18 protein-coding genes are annotated in these 20,306 nt (G+C 31.5%); 9 read left to right on the forward strand and 9 right to left on the reverse strand.

Annotation, left to right across the window (positions count from 1 at the left end; all coding sequences use genetic code 11):
* Window positions 1-213: 213 nt before the first annotated feature.
* Window positions 214-468 (forward strand): helix-turn-helix domain-containing protein, encoded by a 255-nt coding sequence (locus tag V7R38_RS05230; protein WP_334056408.1) that lies wholly within the window; start codon window positions 214-216, stop codon window positions 466-468.
* Between the two features lie 87 nt (window positions 469-555).
* Here the strand turns inward: V7R38_RS05230 and V7R38_RS05235 are convergent, their stop codons facing one another.
* The 5 genes from V7R38_RS05235 to V7R38_RS05255 form a co-directional block, all read right to left on the reverse strand.
* Window positions 556-1,296 (reverse strand): succinate dehydrogenase/fumarate reductase iron-sulfur subunit, encoded by a 741-nt coding sequence (locus V7R38_RS05235; RefSeq protein WP_015481374.1) that lies wholly within the window; start codon window positions 1,294-1,296, stop codon window positions 556-558.
* Between the two features lie 10 nt (window positions 1,297-1,306).
* Window positions 1,307-3,304 (reverse strand): fumarate reductase/succinate dehydrogenase flavoprotein subunit, encoded by a 1,998-nt coding sequence (locus V7R38_RS05240; protein WP_334056411.1) that lies wholly within the window; start codon window positions 3,302-3,304, stop codon window positions 1,307-1,309.
* 12 nt (window positions 3,305-3,316) lie between these two features.
* The gene (locus tag V7R38_RS05245; RefSeq protein WP_334056413.1) at window positions 3,317-3,991 is read right to left on the reverse strand and encodes a succinate dehydrogenase cytochrome b subunit; all 675 of its coding nucleotides are present in this window, start codon (window positions 3,989-3,991) and stop codon (window positions 3,317-3,319) included.
* A gap of 106 nt (window positions 3,992-4,097) precedes the next feature.
* Entirely contained in the window at window positions 4,098-4,718 is a 621-nt protein-coding gene (locus V7R38_RS05250; RefSeq protein ID WP_334056416.1) for a DUF6973 domain-containing protein, read from the reverse strand.
* A gap of 47 nt (window positions 4,719-4,765) precedes the next feature.
* Window positions 4,766-7,597, reverse strand: a complete 2,832-nt coding sequence (locus tag V7R38_RS05255) for a WD40/YVTN/BNR-like repeat-containing protein (RefSeq protein WP_334056418.1) — start codon at window positions 7,595-7,597, stop codon at window positions 4,766-4,768.
* Window positions 7,598-7,755: 158 nt separating this feature from the next.
* Here V7R38_RS05255 and V7R38_RS05260 point away from each other — a divergent pair, with 158 nt between their 5' ends.
* The 3 genes from V7R38_RS05260 (at window position 7,756) to V7R38_RS05270 (ending at window position 10,849) form a co-directional block, all read left to right on the forward strand.
* Window positions 7,756-8,022: a GlsB/YeaQ/YmgE family stress response membrane protein gene (locus tag V7R38_RS05260; RefSeq protein ID WP_015481369.1), complete on the forward strand. Its 267-nt coding sequence runs from the start codon at window positions 7,756-7,758 to the stop codon at window positions 8,020-8,022.
* Window positions 8,023-8,187: 165 nt separating this feature from the next.
* Window positions 8,188-9,504, forward strand: a complete 1,317-nt coding sequence (locus V7R38_RS05265; RefSeq protein WP_334056421.1) for a DEAD/DEAH box helicase — start codon at window positions 8,188-8,190, stop codon at window positions 9,502-9,504.
* A 55-nt stretch (window positions 9,505-9,559) separates the two neighbouring features.
* Window positions 9,560-10,849 (forward strand): aminopeptidase P family protein, encoded by a 1,290-nt coding sequence (locus V7R38_RS05270; RefSeq protein ID WP_334056423.1) that lies wholly within the window; start codon window positions 9,560-9,562, stop codon window positions 10,847-10,849.
* A 56-nt stretch (window positions 10,850-10,905) separates the two neighbouring features.
* On the opposite strand, the gene V7R38_RS05275 is transcribed toward V7R38_RS05270, so the two are convergent.
* The 3 genes from V7R38_RS05275 to brnQ form a co-directional block, all read right to left on the reverse strand.
* Window positions 10,906-11,910 (reverse strand): sugar kinase, encoded by a 1,005-nt coding sequence (locus tag V7R38_RS05275; RefSeq protein WP_334056425.1) that lies wholly within the window; start codon window positions 11,908-11,910, stop codon window positions 10,906-10,908.
* A gap of 43 nt (window positions 11,911-11,953) precedes the next feature.
* Window positions 11,954-12,736: an alpha/beta fold hydrolase gene (locus V7R38_RS05280; RefSeq protein ID WP_334056427.1), complete on the reverse strand. Its 783-nt coding sequence runs from the start codon at window positions 12,734-12,736 to the stop codon at window positions 11,954-11,956.
* A 73-nt stretch (window positions 12,737-12,809) separates the two neighbouring features.
* Window positions 12,810-14,099, reverse strand: coding sequence for a branched-chain amino acid transport system II carrier protein (brnQ, locus tag V7R38_RS05285; protein WP_334056429.1), 1,290 nt, complete (start codon window positions 14,097-14,099; stop codon window positions 12,810-12,812).
* 43 nt (window positions 14,100-14,142) lie between these two features.
* Here brnQ and V7R38_RS05290 point away from each other — a divergent pair, with 43 nt between their 5' ends.
* The 3 genes from V7R38_RS05290 to V7R38_RS05300 all read left to right on the forward strand — a co-directional run bounded on the left by V7R38_RS05290 (window position 14,143) and on the right by V7R38_RS05300 (window position 16,465).
* The gene (locus tag V7R38_RS05290; protein WP_334056431.1) at window positions 14,143-14,922 is read left to right on the forward strand and encodes an alpha/beta fold hydrolase; all 780 of its coding nucleotides are present in this window, start codon (window positions 14,143-14,145) and stop codon (window positions 14,920-14,922) included.
* 49 nt (window positions 14,923-14,971) lie between these two features.
* Window positions 14,972-15,526, forward strand: coding sequence for a hypothetical protein (locus V7R38_RS05295; protein WP_334056433.1), 555 nt, complete (start codon window positions 14,972-14,974; stop codon window positions 15,524-15,526).
* A 165-nt stretch (window positions 15,527-15,691) separates the two neighbouring features.
* Window positions 15,692-16,465 carry a LuxR C-terminal-related transcriptional regulator gene (locus V7R38_RS05300; RefSeq protein ID WP_334056434.1) on the forward strand — a complete coding sequence of 258 codons (774 nt, stop codon included), beginning with the start codon at window positions 15,692-15,694 and terminating at the stop codon, window positions 16,463-16,465.
* A gap of 45 nt (window positions 16,466-16,510) precedes the next feature.
* On the opposite strand, the gene thiL is transcribed toward V7R38_RS05300, so the two are convergent.
* Window positions 16,511-17,554 carry a thiamine-phosphate kinase gene (thiL, locus tag V7R38_RS05305; RefSeq protein WP_334056436.1) on the reverse strand — a complete coding sequence of 348 codons (1,044 nt, stop codon included), beginning with the start codon at window positions 17,552-17,554 and terminating at the stop codon, window positions 16,511-16,513.
* 162 nt (window positions 17,555-17,716) lie between these two features.
* On the opposite strand from thiL, the gene V7R38_RS05310 reads away from it, so the two are divergent.
* Both V7R38_RS05310 and V7R38_RS05315 read left to right on the forward strand, forming a co-directional pair.
* The gene (locus V7R38_RS05310) at window positions 17,717-18,973 is read left to right on the forward strand and encodes a choice-of-anchor B family protein (RefSeq protein WP_334056438.1); all 1,257 of its coding nucleotides are present in this window, start codon (window positions 17,717-17,719) and stop codon (window positions 18,971-18,973) included.
* 8 nt (window positions 18,974-18,981) lie between these two features.
* On the forward strand, window positions 18,982-20,304 hold the full coding sequence (locus V7R38_RS05315) for a hypothetical protein (protein ID WP_334056440.1): 1,323 nt from the start codon (window positions 18,982-18,984) through the stop codon (window positions 20,302-20,304).
* Window positions 20,305-20,306 lie beyond the last annotated feature (2 nt).

The raw sequence follows: 20,306 nt of genomic DNA on the forward strand, positions 1-20,306 counted from the left end.
AATGGGAGAAGTTGTAAGAATTGAACAATTTTCTTGGAATTTAATAAAGTTAGCGTTTTTCTACAAAAAATTTAATTCCTATTTTGGACTACCCATTTATGGGGATACACCCTTATCCCCATAAATGGGTAGTCCAAATTGGAAATTACTGTATCAAACTTTTAACTTATTTTTGAGCTATTGTTAGGAATAAAAAGAAGGATTACAAAAATAATGGGGGAGAAAGCTAAAGAAAAAGAAATAGAAAAATCTGAGTTAAATAGGCAATTAGTTTTAAAGAAAATAGTAGATAGGCGCAAAGAGTTAGGTTTAACTCAATGGGATATATCTGAACAACTTAACTTAACGTACAGTGGCTATTTTAAGGTAGAAACAGGTAAGACCAAGTTAGATGTTTACAGACTCTTTGAAATTTTAGATACGCTTAATATAACACCTAAGAAATTCTTTGAAGATTTTGAGCAATAAAACAAAACCCAAAATGAAAAATCATTTTGGGTTTATTAGATTGTTTTCTAAAAATTTAGAAATTTAAATGAGGTAATAACCTTGTTCTTAAACTGAGGCTTTCATTAATTCTCTATTCATTCTTGCAATGTTGTCTAAAGAAATTCCTTTAGGGCACTCAACTTCACATGCACCTGTATTTGTACAGTTTCCAAAACCTTCTAAGTCCATTTGAGCAACCATATTTCTAACTCTGTCTGCTGCTTCTACTTGTCCTTGAGGTAATAAAGCATATTGAGATACTTTTGCACCTACAAATAACATTGCAGAACTATTTTTACAAGTTGCTACACAAGCACCACAACCAATACAGGTTGCTGCATCCATTGCTGTATCTGCTGCTTCCTTTTTAATTGGTATTGCATTGGCATCTTGAGTATTACCAGAGGTATTTACAGAGATGTAACCTCCTGCATGTTGTATTCTATCAAAAGCAGAACGATCTACTGCTAAATCTTTGATTACAGGAAATGCTGCAGCTCTCCAAGGTTCTATAGTAATAGTATCGCCATCTTTGAACATACGCATGTGTAATTGGCAGGTAGTAACACCCCTATCTGGTCCATGTGCTTCACCATTAATATACATAGAGCACATACCACAGATACCTTCTCTACAATCATGGTCAAAAGCAACTGGTTCTTCACCAGAGTTTACCAATTGTTCGTTCAAAACATCCATCATTTCTAAAAAAGACATGTGTTCTGAAATTTCAGTAACTTTATAATCAACCATTTTACCTTTGGTTGAAGCATCTTTTTGACGCCAAATTTTAAGTGTTAAATTCATTCTATCTTTTTTATTTATAACTTCTTTCTTTTACTTCTATATTCTCATACTCTAAAGGCTCTTTGTGTAAAACAGCATCTTTAGGTTCTCCTTTATATTCCCAAGCAGAAACAAATTGGAATTCTTTTAAACGTTTTGCTTCTCCTTCTTCAGTTTGATGTTCTTCTCTAAAGTGTCCTCCTGCAGATTCTTCTCTTTCTAAAGCATCTTTAGCAAATAGCTCTCCTAATTCTAAGAAATCTGCTACTCTACCAGCTTTAGCTAACTGTTCATTAAATTCTGTATCTGTACCTGGTACATTTACATTTTGCCAGAAATCTTTTCTTAAATCTGAAATTTCTTGAATTGCAGTTTTTAAACCTTCTGCGTTTCTAGACATTCCACATTTGTCCCACATAATTTTTCCTAATTTCTTGTGGTAGTAATCTACAGAGTGTGTTCCTTTATTATTTACAAAGAATTCAATTCTTTCTCTTACTTCTTTTTCTGCAGCCTCAAATTCTGGAGTTTCTGTAGATATTTTACCTGTTCTAATATCATCAGCTAAATAATCTCCAATAGTATATGGCAATACAAAATAACCATCTGCTAAACCTTGCATTAGTGCAGATGCTCCTAATCTGTTTGCACCATGATCTGAGAAGTTGGCTTCACCAATTGCATAACAACCAGGAATTGTTGTCATTAAGTTATAATCAACCCAAACACCACCCATTGTATAATGTACAGCTGGGTAAATCATCATTGGTGTTTCGTATGGATTTTCATCTACAATTTTCTCATACATTTGAAATAGGTTACCATATTTGGCTTTTACAATTTCTTGACCTAATTCTTTTATTTTAGCATCTGTAGGATTTACTATACCTTGAATTTTTGCCTGTTCTGTACCATACCTAACAAAAGATGATGCAAAGTCTAAGTATACAGCTTCACCTGTAGCATTTACTCCATAACCAGCATCACAACGTTCTTTTGCAGCTCTAGAAGCAACATCTCTTGGTACTAAGTTACCAAAAGCAGGATATCTTCTTTCTAAATAATAATCTCTTTCGTCTTCAGATAATTCTGTAGGTTTTTTCTTTCCTTCACGAATTAATTTTACATCTTCTAAATTTTTTGGTACCCAAATACGTCCATCATTTCTTAATGATTCTGACATTAAAGTTAATTTAGATTGATAGTCTCCAGAACGTGGAATACATGTTGGGTGTATTTGTGTATAACAAGGGTTTGCAAAATATGCTCCTTTTTTATGCACTTTCCAACTTGCAGTTACGTTAGAACCCATTGCATTTGTAGATAAGAAATATACGTTACCATAACCACCAGATGCTATTACAACTGCGTGTGCTGAATGACGTTCTATTTCTCCTGTAACTAAGTTACGTGCAATAATTCCTCTTGCTTTACCATCAACAATAACAACGTCTAACATTTCATGTCTGTTAAACATTTCTATTTTACCTCGTGCTATTTGTCTGTTCATTGCAGAGTATGCACCTAACAATAATTGCTGACCAGTTTGCCCTTTTGCATAAAAAGTTCTAGATACTAAAACCCCACCAAAAGAACGGTTGTCTAACAAACCACCATAATCACGTGCAAAAGGTACACCTTGTGCTACACATTGATCTATAATGTTTGCAGAAACTTCTGCTAATCTATATACGTTTGCTTCACGAGATCTGTAATCTCCACCTTTAACAGTATCATAAAATAATCTGTAGGTAGAGTCTCCATCTCCTTGATAGTTTTTTGCTGCGTTAATTCCTCCTTGAGCTGCAATAGAGTGCGCTCTTCTTGGAGAATCTTGATACGCAAATGCTTTTACATTGTAGCCTAATTCTGCTAAAGTTGCAGAAGCAGAACCACCTGCTAAACCTGTACCTACAACAATAACATCTATATGACGCTTGTTTGCTGGGTTTACCAAGTTTATGTGATTTTTATATTCAGTCCATTTATCTTTAATTGGACCCTTTGGTACTTTTGAATCTAAAGCCATAGTTATTTAAGATTAATGGTTATGATTTAAATGATGATAAAGCGCAATAATTATAAAGCCTAAAGGCACTATAATAGCATAAGCTTTTCCTAATACGCCTAATTTTTTACGTAAAGATGCTGCACCTACAGACTGAAATGCTGAGGTAAAACCGTGTGCTAAGTGTAAACCTAAAAATACAAAAGCAATACAGTAACCAGCAACTCTAATTGGGTTTACAAATTTTTCTTGTAACTCATGGTAATATCTAAATTCGCCATTATGCAAACCAGACCAATCACCTTGAATAAATTTTGTATTGATTTCTGGAAACCAAAAATCGATAAAGTGCAAAATTATAAATGCTAAAATAGCTGCACCAGACCAAATCATGTTTCTACTCATCCAACTAGAGTTGGCAGAACCATTGTTTTGTGCGTAAGATACATTTCTTGCATTTCTATTTTGAATTTCTAGGATGAAACCCATTATAAAGTGAAACACAACACCAAAAATTAAGATTGGCTGTAAAGCAAATTGTACAACTGGATTTGTACCCATAAAATGTGAAACTTCATTAAATAAATCTGCACTAAATACAGACATCATGTTTATTGATAGATGCTGTAAAAGGAAAACCATTAAGAAGAATGCAGAAAGTGCCATAGACACTTTTTTACCTATTGAAGATTTGAAAAATCCGCTCATTTTTTTAAATTAGTTAATAATTATATACAAAAATAAGGCTTAAACAAATGCATAGCAAAGAAATTATAACGTTTTCGCTAGTATTTAGAATAGTTTTAAATAAATCTTAAGTTTTAGGGTTAGAAGCAATTAGGCATTTGTTGTTTTTCCATTTTCCTTTTAAACTTTTTGGTGAAATTACAATACCCTCACAAGTTAAAAAATTACCTTTTGAATCTTTCTTGATAATTTTCATTTTACCACTTTTTATTGCGTTAATTATTCTAATAATTAATTCTTTCTGCGATACTTTTTCGTCTTTAACAACTAGTGCCAAACCTTGTTCATTGTTATGCAAATCCATTACAGAAGATATTTCATCAGGTACACTACCATCTTCTAGTTTTCTTTTTTTAAAGGTTTTGTAGTTTTCTCTTTCATGTGCTTTTCCTAAAGAACGTGCAGCCGATTTTCCTAACTCTTGTCTTAAACGAGCCATCCAAAAAGCATGTCTAAAAGCATCAACTTGGCCTCCAGAAGCGTCTTTGTCTAAGACATTCGTTTTTTTAATAGAGTCTGAAACTTTATTTGTTTCTTCAGAAATTCTAAATGCCTTTTTAGCCTTAAAAGGATGAAAAATTACCCAGACTTTTTTTGGTGTAGAAAGTTCGAAAAAACCAGTGTATTTCGATTGTGCATTTGAAATACTTACAAGACTAAAAAATAATAGTAATAGTGTTTTTTTCATAAATATTTGTCATAAAAAAAGGGACTTTTAAAGCCCCTTTTTTACAATTATTTTATTTCGAAACTGCTTGTTTCATCATCAATTTTAATAGTGTACTTACCTTTTGGTAGATAGTTTACGCCATTTTGTGCAGCTCTAATTTTAGAATTTTTATTTGCTTTTTCATAAGCTTTTAAACCTTTCTTAGAAAAAGTTAAGTCAAACTCTACTTCATTATAACCCTTAGAAGCAGCTATTTCCATTTCGTTTACTTTTACATCTCCTTGGTAAATGGCAAGTGTACTTTTTCTGTCTGCATTTGCATAAAAAGGAATGGTAATTTCTGGCTCATAAGCATCTCTCCATTGACTCCAAGAACGACCCCAGTTTCTGTTTTTTCTAATATTTTTTACTTTGAAAATGTGCGTAGATTTAGTAATTACATCAGAATTCATGTTTTGTAAGGCAGAAATATCTGCTTTGTATAAACTACGCCCATGAGTGGCAACGATTAAATGCTTTGCAGTTGGCTGTATTACCAAATCGTGCACTGCAACATTTGGTAAATTATTACTAAATGCCTCCCAAGATGTACCTTGATTAAAAGAAATATACAAACCATTATCTGTACCTAAATACAGTATATTTTCGTTTTCTGGATCTTCTTTAATAACATTTACAGCAGAAGTTGGTATGTTTTTACCAATGTTTGTCCAACTTTGTCCATAATCATTAGACATGTAAACATAAGGTGTAAAATCATCAAATCTATAACCGTTTAAAGTTGCGTAAACACGCTCTTTTTTGTGTGCTGATGCTATAACTCTAGACACCCATAAATTTTGGGGTAAGTTATTAGAAATACGCGTCCAATTTCCACCTCCGTTTTTGGTAAGGTTGATGTAACCATCATCTGAACCAACATAAATTAATCCGAATTGAAACGGACTTTCTGAAATTGAGGTTAAAGTACCATAAGCTACATTACCTTTTTTACCACCTGTGGTTAAATCGTCAGAAATCGTTTCCCAATCATCACCCTGATTTAAAGATCTGTGTAATTTATTACCTCCTAAATATAAAATATCTTGATTGTGTTTTGACAATAAAATTGGTGTTTGCCAATTAAATCGATAAGGAGTTTCACCTAATGTGTGCTTTGGCTGAATATAAGTTTGCTTGCCTTTTTCTCTATCAATTCTAAAATAATTTCCAAATTGATAACCTGTATACACAATATTTTGATTTCTTTCATCAACTTGTACTTGCATACCATCTCCACCCATAATTGATTCGTATGGATTTTGACCTGATTGTTGCCAACGTTTATCTACCCTTGCATTATTCGCAGCTACCCATACACCATTGTCTTGCAAACCACCATAAACTTTATAATTCTTTTGAGTGTCTGCATATACAGAGTAGAATTGTCCAACTGCAGGATCATTTAATTTAATCCAGCTTGCACCATCATCAAAAGAAAGGTTTAAACCACCATCATTACCATTTAAAATATGACCAGATTTTTTTGGATTTACCCATAATGCTTGATGATCTGAATGCACATTTTCTTTACTAATTGAGGTAAAGGTTTTACCACCATCTTTTGATTTTATGATAGGAACACCCAAAACATAGATTGCGTTTTCATCTTGCAAGTCAACACGTATTTCACCAAAGTAATAACCGTAAGAACTGTAAACACCATCTAAGAAATTATCGTGTGTTTTTTTCCAAGATTTTCCTCCATTAGTAGTTTTAAATACTTCTGCACCTACAACTTGAGTATCAAATAACATAGCATTTGCGTCTTCTAGGTAGCTAGCTAAATCTGCAGGTTTTACTGTACCAACTCTAACCATTTGTTTTACGTTTTCTGCTCTGTACTTTTCTTGAAATCCGTTATTTTTTAAAAATGTGTTTATTTTTTTATCGTCTAATTTTAAAAATTCTGCATTAGACATTGTTTTAAAATCTTCTTTGGTAAGTGCATCAGAAGCTTTTCTTGCGGCACCTTTTGGTCTTCTAAATTGACTGTCATGCAAAGCGTAAACTGTGTTTTCATTAAATACAGCTAAACCAATTCTACCCACACCATTTCCTGTAGGAAAACCAGAATTGTCGGAAACTTTAGTCCAAGTATTACCTGCATCTGTACTTTTATAAATGGCAGAATTAGAACCATCACCATCAAAGTTCCAGGCTTTACGTTCTCTTTCCCAAGATGCAGCATACATAATATTAAAGTTTTCTGGTGCAAATGCTACATCAATAATACCCGTATCATTATTTACAAATAGCGTTTTTGCCCAAGTTTTACCACCATCTGTAGTTTTAAAAATACCTCTTTCTGCATTTGAAGAATACAAATGACCTATAACACCAACCACAACTTCGTTAACATTATTTGGGTTTATAACTATTCTACTAACATGATGAGAATCTGTTAAACCCATATTTTGCCAAGTTTTACCTTGGTCTGTAGATTTTAACAAACCAATTCCTGCGTAACTAGATCTAGAAGAGTTTTTTTCTCCTGTACCTACCCAAATTGTACCTGAGTTCCAGTCTACAGCAATATCACCAATATTTTGTGTTGGAGAATTGTCTAAAATTGGAGTAAATGAGGTACCATTATTATTTGTATACCATAAACCACCTGAAGCATAACCCACATAAAATTCTGTAGTATTGTTAGGGTTTACAGCTACATCTGCAACTCTACCACTCATTACTGTTGGTCCAATATTTGTGAAACTTACATTTTTAACTAAAGAATTTTGAGCTAGTTGTTCTTTAATTTTTAGAGATTCAGCAACTTTAGAAGCGCTTGTTGCACTTTGCTGGCTAAAACATAAAAATGAGGTTGATAAGAAGAAAAAAAAGATAAATTTTTTCATAATAGTTAGGTTATTTGTTGATGTTGAATTGCGATTAATATTGCTAATTATTGAATTAATTTACTAAAATATTGGTTTTAAAATATATCCTTTAGTAAAATATTGTTAATTTTTTTTATTTTAGCTAGAAATCAATTAAACAATAAAAAATTATTATTATGGGTATTTTGTACACAATTATCATTGGTGCCATTTGTGGTTATATAGCTGATGTTTTAATGAGAGACAATGGGTTTGGTCTTATTGTTAATATTATTATAGGTATTGCAGGAAGTTTTGTAGGTGACTGGCTTTATGGAGAATTGGGTATAAAATTAAACATTAATCCTTATTGGTTAGAAGATATAGTTGTTGGTGCAACAGGTGCAATTATTATTTTATTTTTAGTAGGAGTTCTTAGAGGAACGAGAGCTAGAAGAAGGTAATTTTTATGATGAAAATATAGATTAAAAGATGCTGTTAAGCATCTTTTTTTATTTGGTATTCTATTTATGAAATATGCACCTAATAATTGCGTTTAGTAGAGTAATCAGTGTACCTTTGTAGCAATTTAGAACCAACAACAACTAGTTGTTTCTTAAACAACAACTATGTCATTTAAATCATTAGGCTTATCAGATGCTTTTGTAAAAGCAGTAGAAGAAAAAGGATATTCAAAGCCATCCCCAATACAAGAAAAAGCAATACCTCATATCTTAAAAGGTAAAGATGTGTTAGCTTCTGCACAAACAGGTACAGGTAAAACAGCAGGTTTTACACTACCAGTTTTGCAATATTTATCAGAAACGAAACACCCAAAATATAGGCCAATTAGAGCTTTGGTTTTAACACCAACTAGAGAATTGGCTGCTCAAGTGCATGATAATGTTAGAGAATATAGCAAATATGTAAATATAAAATCTGCAGTGGTTTTTGGAGGTGTAAAAGCAGCTTCTCAAATTGCTACTTTAAAAAGAGGTGTAGATATACTAGTGGCAACACCAGGAAGATTACTTGATTTACATGACCAAAAAGCAGTTTCATTTAAACGAATTGACGTTTTTATCTTAGATGAAGCAGACAGAATGTTAGATATGGGTTTTGTTAGAGACATTAACAAAATTATTAGTTATATGCCTGCAAAACGTCAAAACTTGATGTTTTCTGCTACGTTTTCTAAAGAAATTAAAAAACTAGCTAGTGGTATTTTAAAAAATCCTATAGAAGTAGAAACTGCACCCCAAAATTCTACGGCTAAAAAAGTATCGCATAAAGTTTATCAAATTGATAAAAAGAAGAAAACTGAATTCACAATAAAGTTGATTAAAGACAATAATTGGAATCAGGTTTTAATTTTTACAAGAACCAAACATGGAGCAAATAGATTAACGCAGAATTTAATTAAGTCTAAAATTTCTGCAGCAGCTATTCATGGTAATAAAAGTCAGGGTGCTAGAACAAAAGCCTTAAAAAACTTTAAAGACAATACCATTAAAGTTTTGGTGGCTACAGATATTGCAGCTCGTGGTTTAGACATACCTTTATTGCCTTATGTAATAAATTATGAGTTGCCAAATGTACCCGAAGATTATGTGCATAGAATTGGTAGAACTGGTAGAGCAGGCGCAAAAGGTGAAGCCATTTCATTAGTTTGTAGTGAAGAAACAGAATATCAAAAAGAAATTGAAAAGCTATTGAATGAGAAATTAACATCGATAGTTGTAGAAGGTTTTGAACCTACAGATACAGCAGCTCCAAAAAGAGCAGCTTCTCAAAGTAAAGGTTCATTTAACAAAAAGAAAAAAACTACACAAGGCAATTCAGACACACCTAAAAAAGCGAAAAGAACTAACAATTATAAGCGAAGAAAACCCGCAAATAATTCAGGAAGAGGTAGAAGTGGTGCAGCCAAAAGTAAACGAAACTAGCACTCTTTTTTTGAGTTTTTAATTGCTACATTTGTGTACTAAAATTTAAGTACGCATGAAATACAACCCAATAAATTCAGAACTTTTTATAAAAAACCGTAAAAATTTTATGGCTCAAATGAAGCCTAAAAGTATTGCTATTTTTAACTCAAATGATATTTATCCTATAAGTGCAGATAGCACAATGCCTTTTGAACAACACAGAGATATTTTTTATTTAAGTGGTGTAGATCAAGAAGAAAGTGTGTTAATGTTATTTCCTGATTGTCCTAATGAAGATTTAAGAGAAGTATTATTTGTTAGAGAAACAAATGAACATATTGCTGTTTGGGAAGGTGAAAAACTAACGAAAGAAGCAGCTACAAAAACAAGCGGAGTTCAAACTATTTTCTGGTTGCAAGACTTAGAAAAAACCTTGTTTGAAATGTCTACTTACGCAGATACATTCTACATAAATACCAACGAACATTATAGAGCTTCTGTAGAAACAGAAACACGTGAAGACCGATTTACAAAATGGTTATTGGCTAAATATCCTGCACATTCTGTTGCAAAAAGTAACCCTATTTTACAAGATTTAAGAGCTGTAAAAGATGGTATTGAATTAGAGCTAATGCAACATGCTTGCAACATCACAGAAAAAGGGTTCAGGCGAATTCTAAATTTCGTAAAACCAGGTGTTTGGGAGTATGAAATTGAAGCAGAATTATTGCATGAATTTGTAAGAAATAGATCTAAAGGGTTTGCGTACACACCAATTATAGCATCTGGTAATAATGCAAATGTTTTGCATTATATAGAGAACAATCAGCAATGTAAAAGTGGCGATTTAATTTTGTTTGATATAGCAGCAGAATACGCCAATTATAAGAGCGATTTATCTAGAACTATACCAGTTTCAGGTAAATTCTCTAAAAGACAAAAAGAAGTTTACAATGCTGTAAATTATGTAAAAAACGAAGCTACAAAACTATTAGTACCTGGCACTATTTGGAAAGATTATCATGTTGAGGTTGGTAAAATTATGACCTCTGAGTTATTAAAATTAGGTTTATTAGATAAAGCTGATGTTCAAAATGAAGATCCAAAGTGGCCTGCTTATAAAAAGTATTTTATGCATGGCACAAGTCATCATATAGGTTTAGACACTCACGATTATGGTTTGTTACATAAACCAATGACAGCAAATATGGTTTTTACAGTAGAACCAGGAATTTACATTCCAGAAGAAGGTTTTGGAATTCGTTTAGAAGATGATGTTGTTGTACAAGAAAAAGGAGAACCTTTTAATTTAATGCGAAACATACCTATTGAAGCAGATGAGATTGAAGATTTAATGAATTAAATTCAATTAAAAAGTTTAAAAAAGGCAAGTAATTATTACTTGCCTTTTTTATTGTTTTATCTTTTTAGCCTACCAGTAGTATTACCCTCTAAAATACTAATTACTTCTTCTTCATTAGCATAATTTACATCACCCAAATACGTATGTTTTATAGCACAAGCAGCAGATGCAAATTGTATGGCTTTAAAATCATCGAACTTTTGTAAACCATGAATTAAGCCAGCTGCAAATGCATCACCAGTTCCAATTCTGTCTACAACATGTGTAATGTCTATATCTTCGGTTTCTCTAAATTCAATTCCATTCCACATTCTCGCTCTTATTTTATGCCAAGAAGAATTAATAGATGTTCTAATTTTATCAAATACCTTTTCTATGGAAGGAAATGTTTCCATTAACTGCTTACTAGCTGCTATAAAATCTTCATTAGAGTAAGTATATTCAGTTTCTAAAAGTTCATTTATTTCATTAATTCCGCCTATAAAAATGGTTGAATATTCAATCATTTCTGATAAAATTTCTCTAGGATTTTCTCCATATTTCCATAAACCACTTCTATAAGTAGGGTCTGCAGAAACTTGTAAGCCTTTTTTACGAGCCAATTTTAAACCTTCTAATAAAGTTTGCTGACTACCTTTATTTAAGGCAGGTGTAATTCCTGTCCAATGAAACCATTTGCCATTTTCTAACGATTTTTCCCAATCAACCATTTCTGGTTTTATTTCAGAAAAAGAGGAGTGAGATCTGTTATAAGAAATAGAACTTGGTCTAATAACTGCACCAACCTCTAAAAAGTAAACACCCAAAGGTCTGCTAGAACGTACAATTGCAGTGGTGTCAAGGTCAAATTTATTCAAATAAGATATTGCTGTGTTACCAATAAAATCATCAGAAATACAAGAGATGTGTTTTACTTTTCCTCCAAAATTGGCAATTGAAATTCCTACATTTACTTCTGTACCTCCAAAATAAAACTCTACGTTGTTAGATTGAATAAATTTTTTGTTTCCTCTAGGCGAAATACGCATTAATACTTCACCAAAGGTGATAATCTGGTTCATGATTTTTCTAAATTTAAAAGTAAATTTAGAATATTAAAAAGGCTTATGCAAGAGAATTAATGAAACCAATAGTTTCATTATTAAATACTTCTGGTTGTTCTACGTTTACAACATGCCCACAATTGTTAATTATAAAAAGAGAACTTGTAGTGTGTTTATTCACAATATTTTTAATAGATGGCAAAAATAAATGATCTTCTGCACCCATAACATATAAAGTAGGAATCTTTATATCTTTTGCTCTAAAGAAGCGTAATAAAGGATTTATTTCAGAGGTTAATTTAAACCATCTTATAAATTCTTTTTGATATAATTTTTTAGCTTCGTTTACAAAAAGACTTCTCGATTTTTTATGATTTTTTCTAGGCATTATAATAAATGCAAAGAATTTATAGAGTAGCATGTAAGGTACTACAGATTTAAAGATAACACCCAATTTCATTAAGATTTGAGAACGAGTGTTTAACTTAATAATAGCACCACCCATTACCATACTTTGTACTAAATCTGGTTTTTTTTCTGCAAGATTCCTAATTAAAATAGTACCTAAAGAAATACCAATAAAATGCGATTTTTCAATTTTTAAATGATCTATTACCTCTACAATATCATTGGTAATAGAATCAAAAGTATATTTTGGATTAAAAGTGTCTTTTAAAGTAGGCTTGCTATTTCCATGCCCTCTTAAATCTAAAATGAGTACATTAAATTGCTTTTTAAAATCTCGTATTTGTTTAAACCAAATAGAACTGCTACCTCCTGCACCATGTACAAAGGTTACCCATTCTTTAGATGTGTTATGTGGATAAAGATAATAGTTTAACAAAGCCCCAATTTAAAGTAGCTAATTTACAGTATTTTGAATTGCTAAAAGTTATATTTCTATTAAATGATAAAATTTAAGCTTGTAATTTATCTTTTTCAGACTTAAAAGTGCTAAGATTTAAAAGTGCAAAAGTTAATAAAGCAGGTAAAACCCAGCCCAAACTATTTTCTGCTAAAGGAATAATACTTTTTATACCAGTTAAGTTTTCTCTAGGAATGATAAAGCCTAAAAAATCTGGAATGCTAAAAATGAAAGTTACCAGAATTACACCCCTGAACACTAATTTAGAAGCAAATTTATCTGGCACAATGTTTAGTAAAATTAGCATTATAGTAATTGGGTACAAAAACATTAAAGCAGGTACTGCAAGTGTTATAATAAAATCTACTTGATAGCTGCCAACAAAAATGCCAATTAACGAAGCAATTGCAGCCGTAATTAAATAAGCTTTTTGAGAATTGTTGCAAATACCCTTAACATAATCTGCAGAACCTGTTACAATACCAACTGCAGTTGTAAAGCAGGCCAAAGCAACCAATACACTTAAAAAAGTTGTTCCAAAATTACCTAATGTTTGTGTGCTTAAACTGGTTAAAATTTCGGTTCTAGAAGCATTTTCTGCAAACGTACTCGCAAATAAAGATCCTCCTAAAATAAGACCACCATAAATTAGTAATAAGCCTGTACCAGCAATAAAACCAGCTTTTCTAATAAGCTTTCTTTTAGCTTCGAAAGTAGTGTGAGAGCTGTAGTTTAAAGAAATGATAATTACAGCACCTACAACAACACCTCCAATAGCGTCAAAAGTTTGGTAACCTTCCAATAAACCATCTACAAAAGGAGTATTAAAAGTAGAAGCAGATAAACTTGCTGGTGATGTAAAAATGGCAATGCCAATAATAATTAATAATATAATTACAATAATAGGCGTTAAGAATTTTCCTATTAAACCAATAACTCTAGACCTGTTGATGGCAAAAATAAAAACAAGTACAAAGTAAATGATACTTGTAAATAGTGTTGATGTGTCAAAAAAAGGTTGCACAGTCATTTCATGCGTAACTGCTGCAGTTCTAGGAGAAGGAATTGCAATGGCAATACTATAAATCAACAAACAATAAATTGTACTAAATACTGGTGATACTTTTTTACCAAAATCATATAAAGTACCCTGTAATTTTGCGTGAGCAAAAATGGCTAAAATAGGTATGGTAACAGCTGTGGTAACAAAGCCCAAAACAACAATCCACCAGTCTAAACCTGCTTTGGCACCTAAAGTTGGTGGTAGAATTAAATTTCCTGCTCCAAAAAAAAGTGAAAAGAGTGCAAAACCAGCAATCCAGATTTCTTTTGTTTTGTTCATGTTTTGGTTAATTTAGAAGTGGAAATATACATATTTTTGTGTGATGCAAAAATCGATAACTTTTAAAAAAATAAATATTTCTTTTTCTGATGTTGGTAAAGGAACTGCTATTGTTTTGATTCATGGTTTTTTAGAAAATAAAACCATGTGGAAAAATATAGCACCAACTCTATCACAAAGAAATAGAGTAATTTCTATAGATTTATTAGGACATGGAGATACAGCATGTTTGGGTTATGTGCATAGTTTAGAATTATTTGCTGAAGCTATAGAAGCTGTTTTAAAATTCCTAAAATTGAGAAGGTATTTTATTGTTGGTCATTCTTTAGGAGGGTATGTAGCATTGACTTTGGCTGATAGAAACCCTGATGCCATAAAAGGCTTATGCTTATTAAATTCAACTTCTAATGAAGATGATGAAGAGCGAAAAGCACTAAGAGTTCGTGCTAATAAAATGGTACAAAACAATTTTGAAAACTTGGTTCGTATGTCTTTTGTAAATTTATTTACAGAAACTAGTAGAAATGCATTTCATGAAGAAATTAATTTAGCCTTAAAGGAAGCCTTAAAAACACCTGTTCAGGGGTATATAGCAGCAAATGAAGGTATGCGTCTAAGGCCAAACCAAAACCATGTGTTGGCCAACAATAGCTTTAAAAAATTAATAATTGCTGGTAAAAAAGATCCTGTTTTGAGTTATGAAAAATCTGTAGAAGAAGCTTCAGCAACAAAAACAGAATTAAAAACTTTGACTAACGGACATATGAGTCACATAGAAAATCTAGTAGAATTGCAAGATCTTTTGAAAGAATTTGTTAAATAAATGTTATTTTTGGAAAAAAATTGTTGTTTAATCCAATTTTACTCAAGTAATGGATTTTTATCGGAAAAGCTTCGAATTTGTTGTAGATAATCAATATGATTTAGAAGAAAAGTTAACTCAGTATTTTGAACTTTACAATTTCAAGAAAAAGAGAGAAAGTACAAATACATTTACCTTTTTTAAGAAGTCATCTTTAGTAGATGGTTGGAAAATGAATCCTTTAAATTGGGAATCTAGAATTACCATAATTCAAAATTTAGATATACTTAGCATAACTTACTATGTACCTGGTAATATGCAAATTACGCCAATTGCTTTTCAGAATTTATATGCAGATTTTATTGGTAATTTAGATTTGTTTATTAATGGAAATCAGAATTTTACAGATAGTAATGCTTTGCAAATTGCTTTGGCTAAACAAAAGTTAACCAAGTATTACTTAAAGGTTCTTTTAGGAATTACTTTTGGATTTATTATTGGTTTTTTTCTTGAAAAATTGACAGGAAATCATTTTCTTTCTAGCCTATGTATTTTTCTTGGTGGTTATGGCTCTCTTAAATTAATGAATCATAATATCATAGTAAATCAAACAATCTCCCATTAATTGTTTCAATAAATCAATGCTTTCGTTGCTTTTATTGAAATGCAATTTATCCCTCAAAATAAATATCAATGAACTTTTAAATTATAGATTAGTTTAAGGTATTTTGGTGTTCTAAATAAATATATCTAAGAATAGTATTTGAGTAAATCGTTATTTAAGAAATATATGCAAAAGCAGAAATACAATCTTTTTAAAGAGGTTTTTGATACTTACAAAGAGTATGATGGAACTATTGTAGCAGATCATATTCAAAAGTTAAGAGAGTTGGATGAGTTTTTACCTCCTATGCAATCTTTTTTTATTGTTACAAATACATCAAAGCAGATTTATGAATTTGTGAGTAAAAATTTTGAACATACTTTAGGATTAAGTGTAGAAAAAATGACAACTGAAGGTATTAAGTATTGGTTTTCTCATTTTGACCCTGAAAGTTTGCCTGTATTTTTATCAATGTTAGAAGATTTGATGAACTTTACTATGACTAAAGTTGAAAAGAAAGACAGGCATAAATTAAGCTATACTTGGAATATTAGAGTTAAAAATAGCAAAGACGAATATGTTAATATTGTAGAACATCAAACACCAATTTATTTTGATGGTGAGGGAAAACCAATAATTGGTATAACACATTGCAGTTTAATAGATGAAAAAAATAAAAGGCCTATAATTGCTAGTATTAAAATTCTTAATGATAATAATGAATACGAAACTTTGTTTTATAAAAATTATTCTCAGTTACTTTTATCAGCAGCTGTAACCTCTAGAGAGCAAGATATTATTCGATTAATTTCTCTAAATAATTCTAGCAAAGAAATTGCAGCTAAGTTATCTATAAGCATTCATACAGTTCATACGCACAGAAAAAATATACTTAATAAGCTAAATTTAAAGACTTCTTCAGAATTGGTAACGTATTTCTTAAACAACCAACTTTATTAAAACTCTAAATTTTTGAGCTAGTGTAAACTTAAAGAAACAATAGCACTATTGCATAGAATTCCAACCTTGAGCTTTCAATTCAATTTCTTGATTGGCTCTTGTAATTAATTGTAAACCCTGATTTTCTTCTGTGATATGGCCAATAATAGAAAAATTAGGGTTTCCTTTTATTTTATCAAAATCAGCAATAGGCACAGTAAAAAGTAGTTCATAATCTTCACCACCACTTAAAGCAACCATTGTAGAATCTAATTCAAATTCTTCACAAGCAGAGATTACTTGAGGGTCTAAAGGCAATTTGTCTTCGTAAATTTTACAACCAACTTTGCTTTGTGTACAAATGTGAAAAAGTTCTGATGACAGACCATCAGAAATATCAATCATAGATGTTGGTTTTACTTCTAATTCTTTCAGTAAACCAGGAATGTCTTTACGTGCTTCAGGTTTTAATTGACGCTCAATTAAATATGTATAATTATCTAAGTCTGGCTGATTATTTGGGTCTACTTGAAAAACTTGCTTTTCTCTTTCCAAAACTTGTAGTCCTAAATAGGCAGCACCTAAATCACCAGAAACTACAATTAAATCAGTCTCTTTTGCGGTATTTCTGTAAACTACATCTTCTTTGTTGACTTTACCAATTGCAGTAACCGAAATTAAAATACCTTTTGTAGAAGAAGTGGTATCACCCCCAACTAAATCAATATTGTAAGTAGAACAAGCCAATTGAATACCTGCATATAATTCCTCAATAGCTTCTAAAGGAAATCTGTTAGAAACAGCAATGGATACAGTAATTTGCTCTGCAGTTCCATTCATAGCATAAACATCAGATAAATTAACCATTACAGCTTTGTAACCTAAATGTTTTAAGGGCATGTAACTTAAATCAAAGTGTACACCTTCTATTAACAAATCTGTAGTAATTAAAGTTTGTTGCTCTGAAGCTTCTAAAACAGCAGCATCATCTCCAACAGCTTTCACTGTAGAGGTATGATTTGCTTTAAAGTATTTTGTAATATGATTTATTAAACCAAACTCACCAAGTTCAGCCAATGACGTTTTATTCTGATTTTTATCTTCTAACATGCTGCAAAGATAGTCACATTCTTAAAATTGATAGAGTTACTTTAACAGAGATTTTAATTTGATTTCAATTATAAATTCTATTTTTGGTATAATAATTGTGCAATAACGCTTTGTTACTTATCGTTTTATCAGCACTATTGCTACCAACCTAAAAAAAATGTTATGTTTAAAAAAGTATTGTTTTTAGTAATTCTTGTTTCATTTAGTTGTTCTAAAGATCTTTCAGATTCACAAATCACAGATCCAAATCCTGTAGTAGATATTGTTGATACGAATGATGATACCATAACCAAATGTGAAAATGGTTCGGCTGGTGGTTTTCCTTGTAATGGTTATGATTTATTGGCTAGAATTTCTTTAAGCGATTTAGACTTATCAAACACAGCTACCAATAACTTAAGTGGTAATGACTCTTGGGGTTGGACAGACCCAACAACCAATAAAGAATATGCATTAATGGGCTTAAATTCTGGTGTTTCTTTCATAGATATTAGTGAGCCAACAGAGCCAGTAATAGTTGGTTTTTTACCAACTGCAACTGTAAATAGCGATTGGAGAGATGTAAAAGTGTATAACAATCATGCTTTTGTGGTTAGTGAAGCATCCAATCATGGTATGCAAGTTTTTGATTTAACAAAGTTAAGAGATGTAGCAAATCCGCCAGTTGTTTTCGATGCAGACGCTACCTATACCAATTTTGGTAGTGCACACAATATTGTCATTAATGAAAGTGAAGGTTATGCATATCCTGTTGGTACAAGTAGAAGTGGCACTTTTGCTGGTGGTCCTCTATTTATCAATATTCAAGATCCTTTAAATCCGGTAAACGAAGGTGGTTTTACAAACTACTCTCATGATGCTCAAGTTGTTACTTATAATGGGCCAGACACAGAACATGTAGGAAAAGAAATATTAATTGGTAGTAATGAAACAGAAGTTGTAATTGTAGATATTACAGACAAACGAAATCCTATTAAACTATCATCAATAAGTTATTCTAATGTAGAGTATACACACCAAGGTTGGTTTACAGAAGACATGAGTTATTTTCTTTTAGGTGATGAGTTAGATGAGTTAAGAAATGGAGGAAGAACTAGAACTGTAGTTTTTGATTTTATCGATTTAGATAATCCTAAATTGTACTTTGAATATTTAGGTGTAACTGCAGCTATAGATCATAATGGGTATGTTAAAGATGATACGTTTTATTTAGCCAATTATACAGCAGGTGTTAGAATGATAGACATTACCAACATTGCCAATAAAACTATTAATGAAGTTGGTTTTTTTGATACAAGGCCTGCTAATAACTTAGCTTCATTTAATGGAGTTTGGAATGTTTATCCTTATTTTGAAAGTGGCGTAATTGTAGTTAGTGATATTGAAAACGGATTGTTTTTAATTAAAAAATCAGAATAAATTTTTGAATGAAAAAACTCTGCTATTTAGCATCTCTTTTTTTACTTTTTCAATGTTCAGACCCAGAAATTAGAGGAGGTTTTTCTTTTGTAAATTCAACAAAAGAAGTTACAGCAACAACTTATGGAGGTTCTAAAAACGACGTTTATCAATCAGTGGTTAGCACTTTAGATGGTGGTTATGCAGTTTTAGGATACACACAAAGTAAAGATTTTGATATTCAAGATAAAACCGATGAAAGTTTCGATTTTTTGTTGATGAAATTCTCATCAGACCACGTTTTATTATGGAGTAAAACTTATGGTGGTTCAGATGATGACAGAGCAGCAGATTTAATAGCTACAAATGATGGTGGCTTTGCATTATTTGGGTTTAGTAAAAGTTCAGATTTTGATGTAGATGAAAATGCAGGTGCACAAGATTTTTGGATGATAAAAACCACTTTCGATGGCAGTATTTCTTGGGAAAAAACTTTTGGATTTTCAGGTGCAGATACAGGTAATGCTTTGCTTCAAACAGCAGACAATGGTTTTTTAATTACGGGTGTTTTAGATGTAACAGCTTCTAATGGTCAAGGTAATTCCAAAACTTTAGAAAGACATGCAGGAGGAGATGTTTGGGCTATAAAATTAAACAATAATGGTGATTTAGTTTGGAGCAGATATTTTGGAGGTTCATTTACAGATGTGCCTTTTGGAGTCATTGAAACCAACGCAAATGAATACATAATTGCAGCATCTTCAGATAGCGAAGATTTTAATATAAGCAACAACAAAGGCACTTATGATTATTGGCTTTTCAAACTTTCTAATACTGGAGAATTAATCTGGGAAAAAAGTTTTGGTGGCTCAGAAGTAGAAGAACCAAGAGGAATTGCAGCCACAGATGATGGCAATTTTTTTGTTGTTGGTGATACAAGAAGTACAGATCAAGATGTATCTTCAAACAATGGAGGTGCAGATTTATGGATGATAAAAATATCGTCAGATGGTAATTTAATTTGGGACAAAAACCTTGGTGGCTCTAGTTTTGATGTGGCAAGATCTATTTCTAAAACGCAAGATGGTGAATTTATAATTTCTGGTAATTCCAGAAGTTTAGATTCAGGTTTTACCAATAATGGTCAAAATGATGCTTGGGTTTTAAAAGTGGATAATAATGGTAATTTACTTTGGCAACAATTTGTGGGTGGTTCAGAAAACGAATTACTTTTTGATGCTGTTGCACTTAATAATAACCAGATTATTGCTGTAGGAGAAAGTAGCAGTTCAGATTTAGATATCTCTGAGAATAAAGGTTTTTCAGACGGACTGATTATACATATAAAATAATT

Origin of the sequence: Polaribacter sp. P097, assembly GCF_036864555.1 — a bacterium.
Classification (GTDB): domain Bacteria; phylum Bacteroidota; class Bacteroidia; order Flavobacteriales; family Flavobacteriaceae; genus Polaribacter.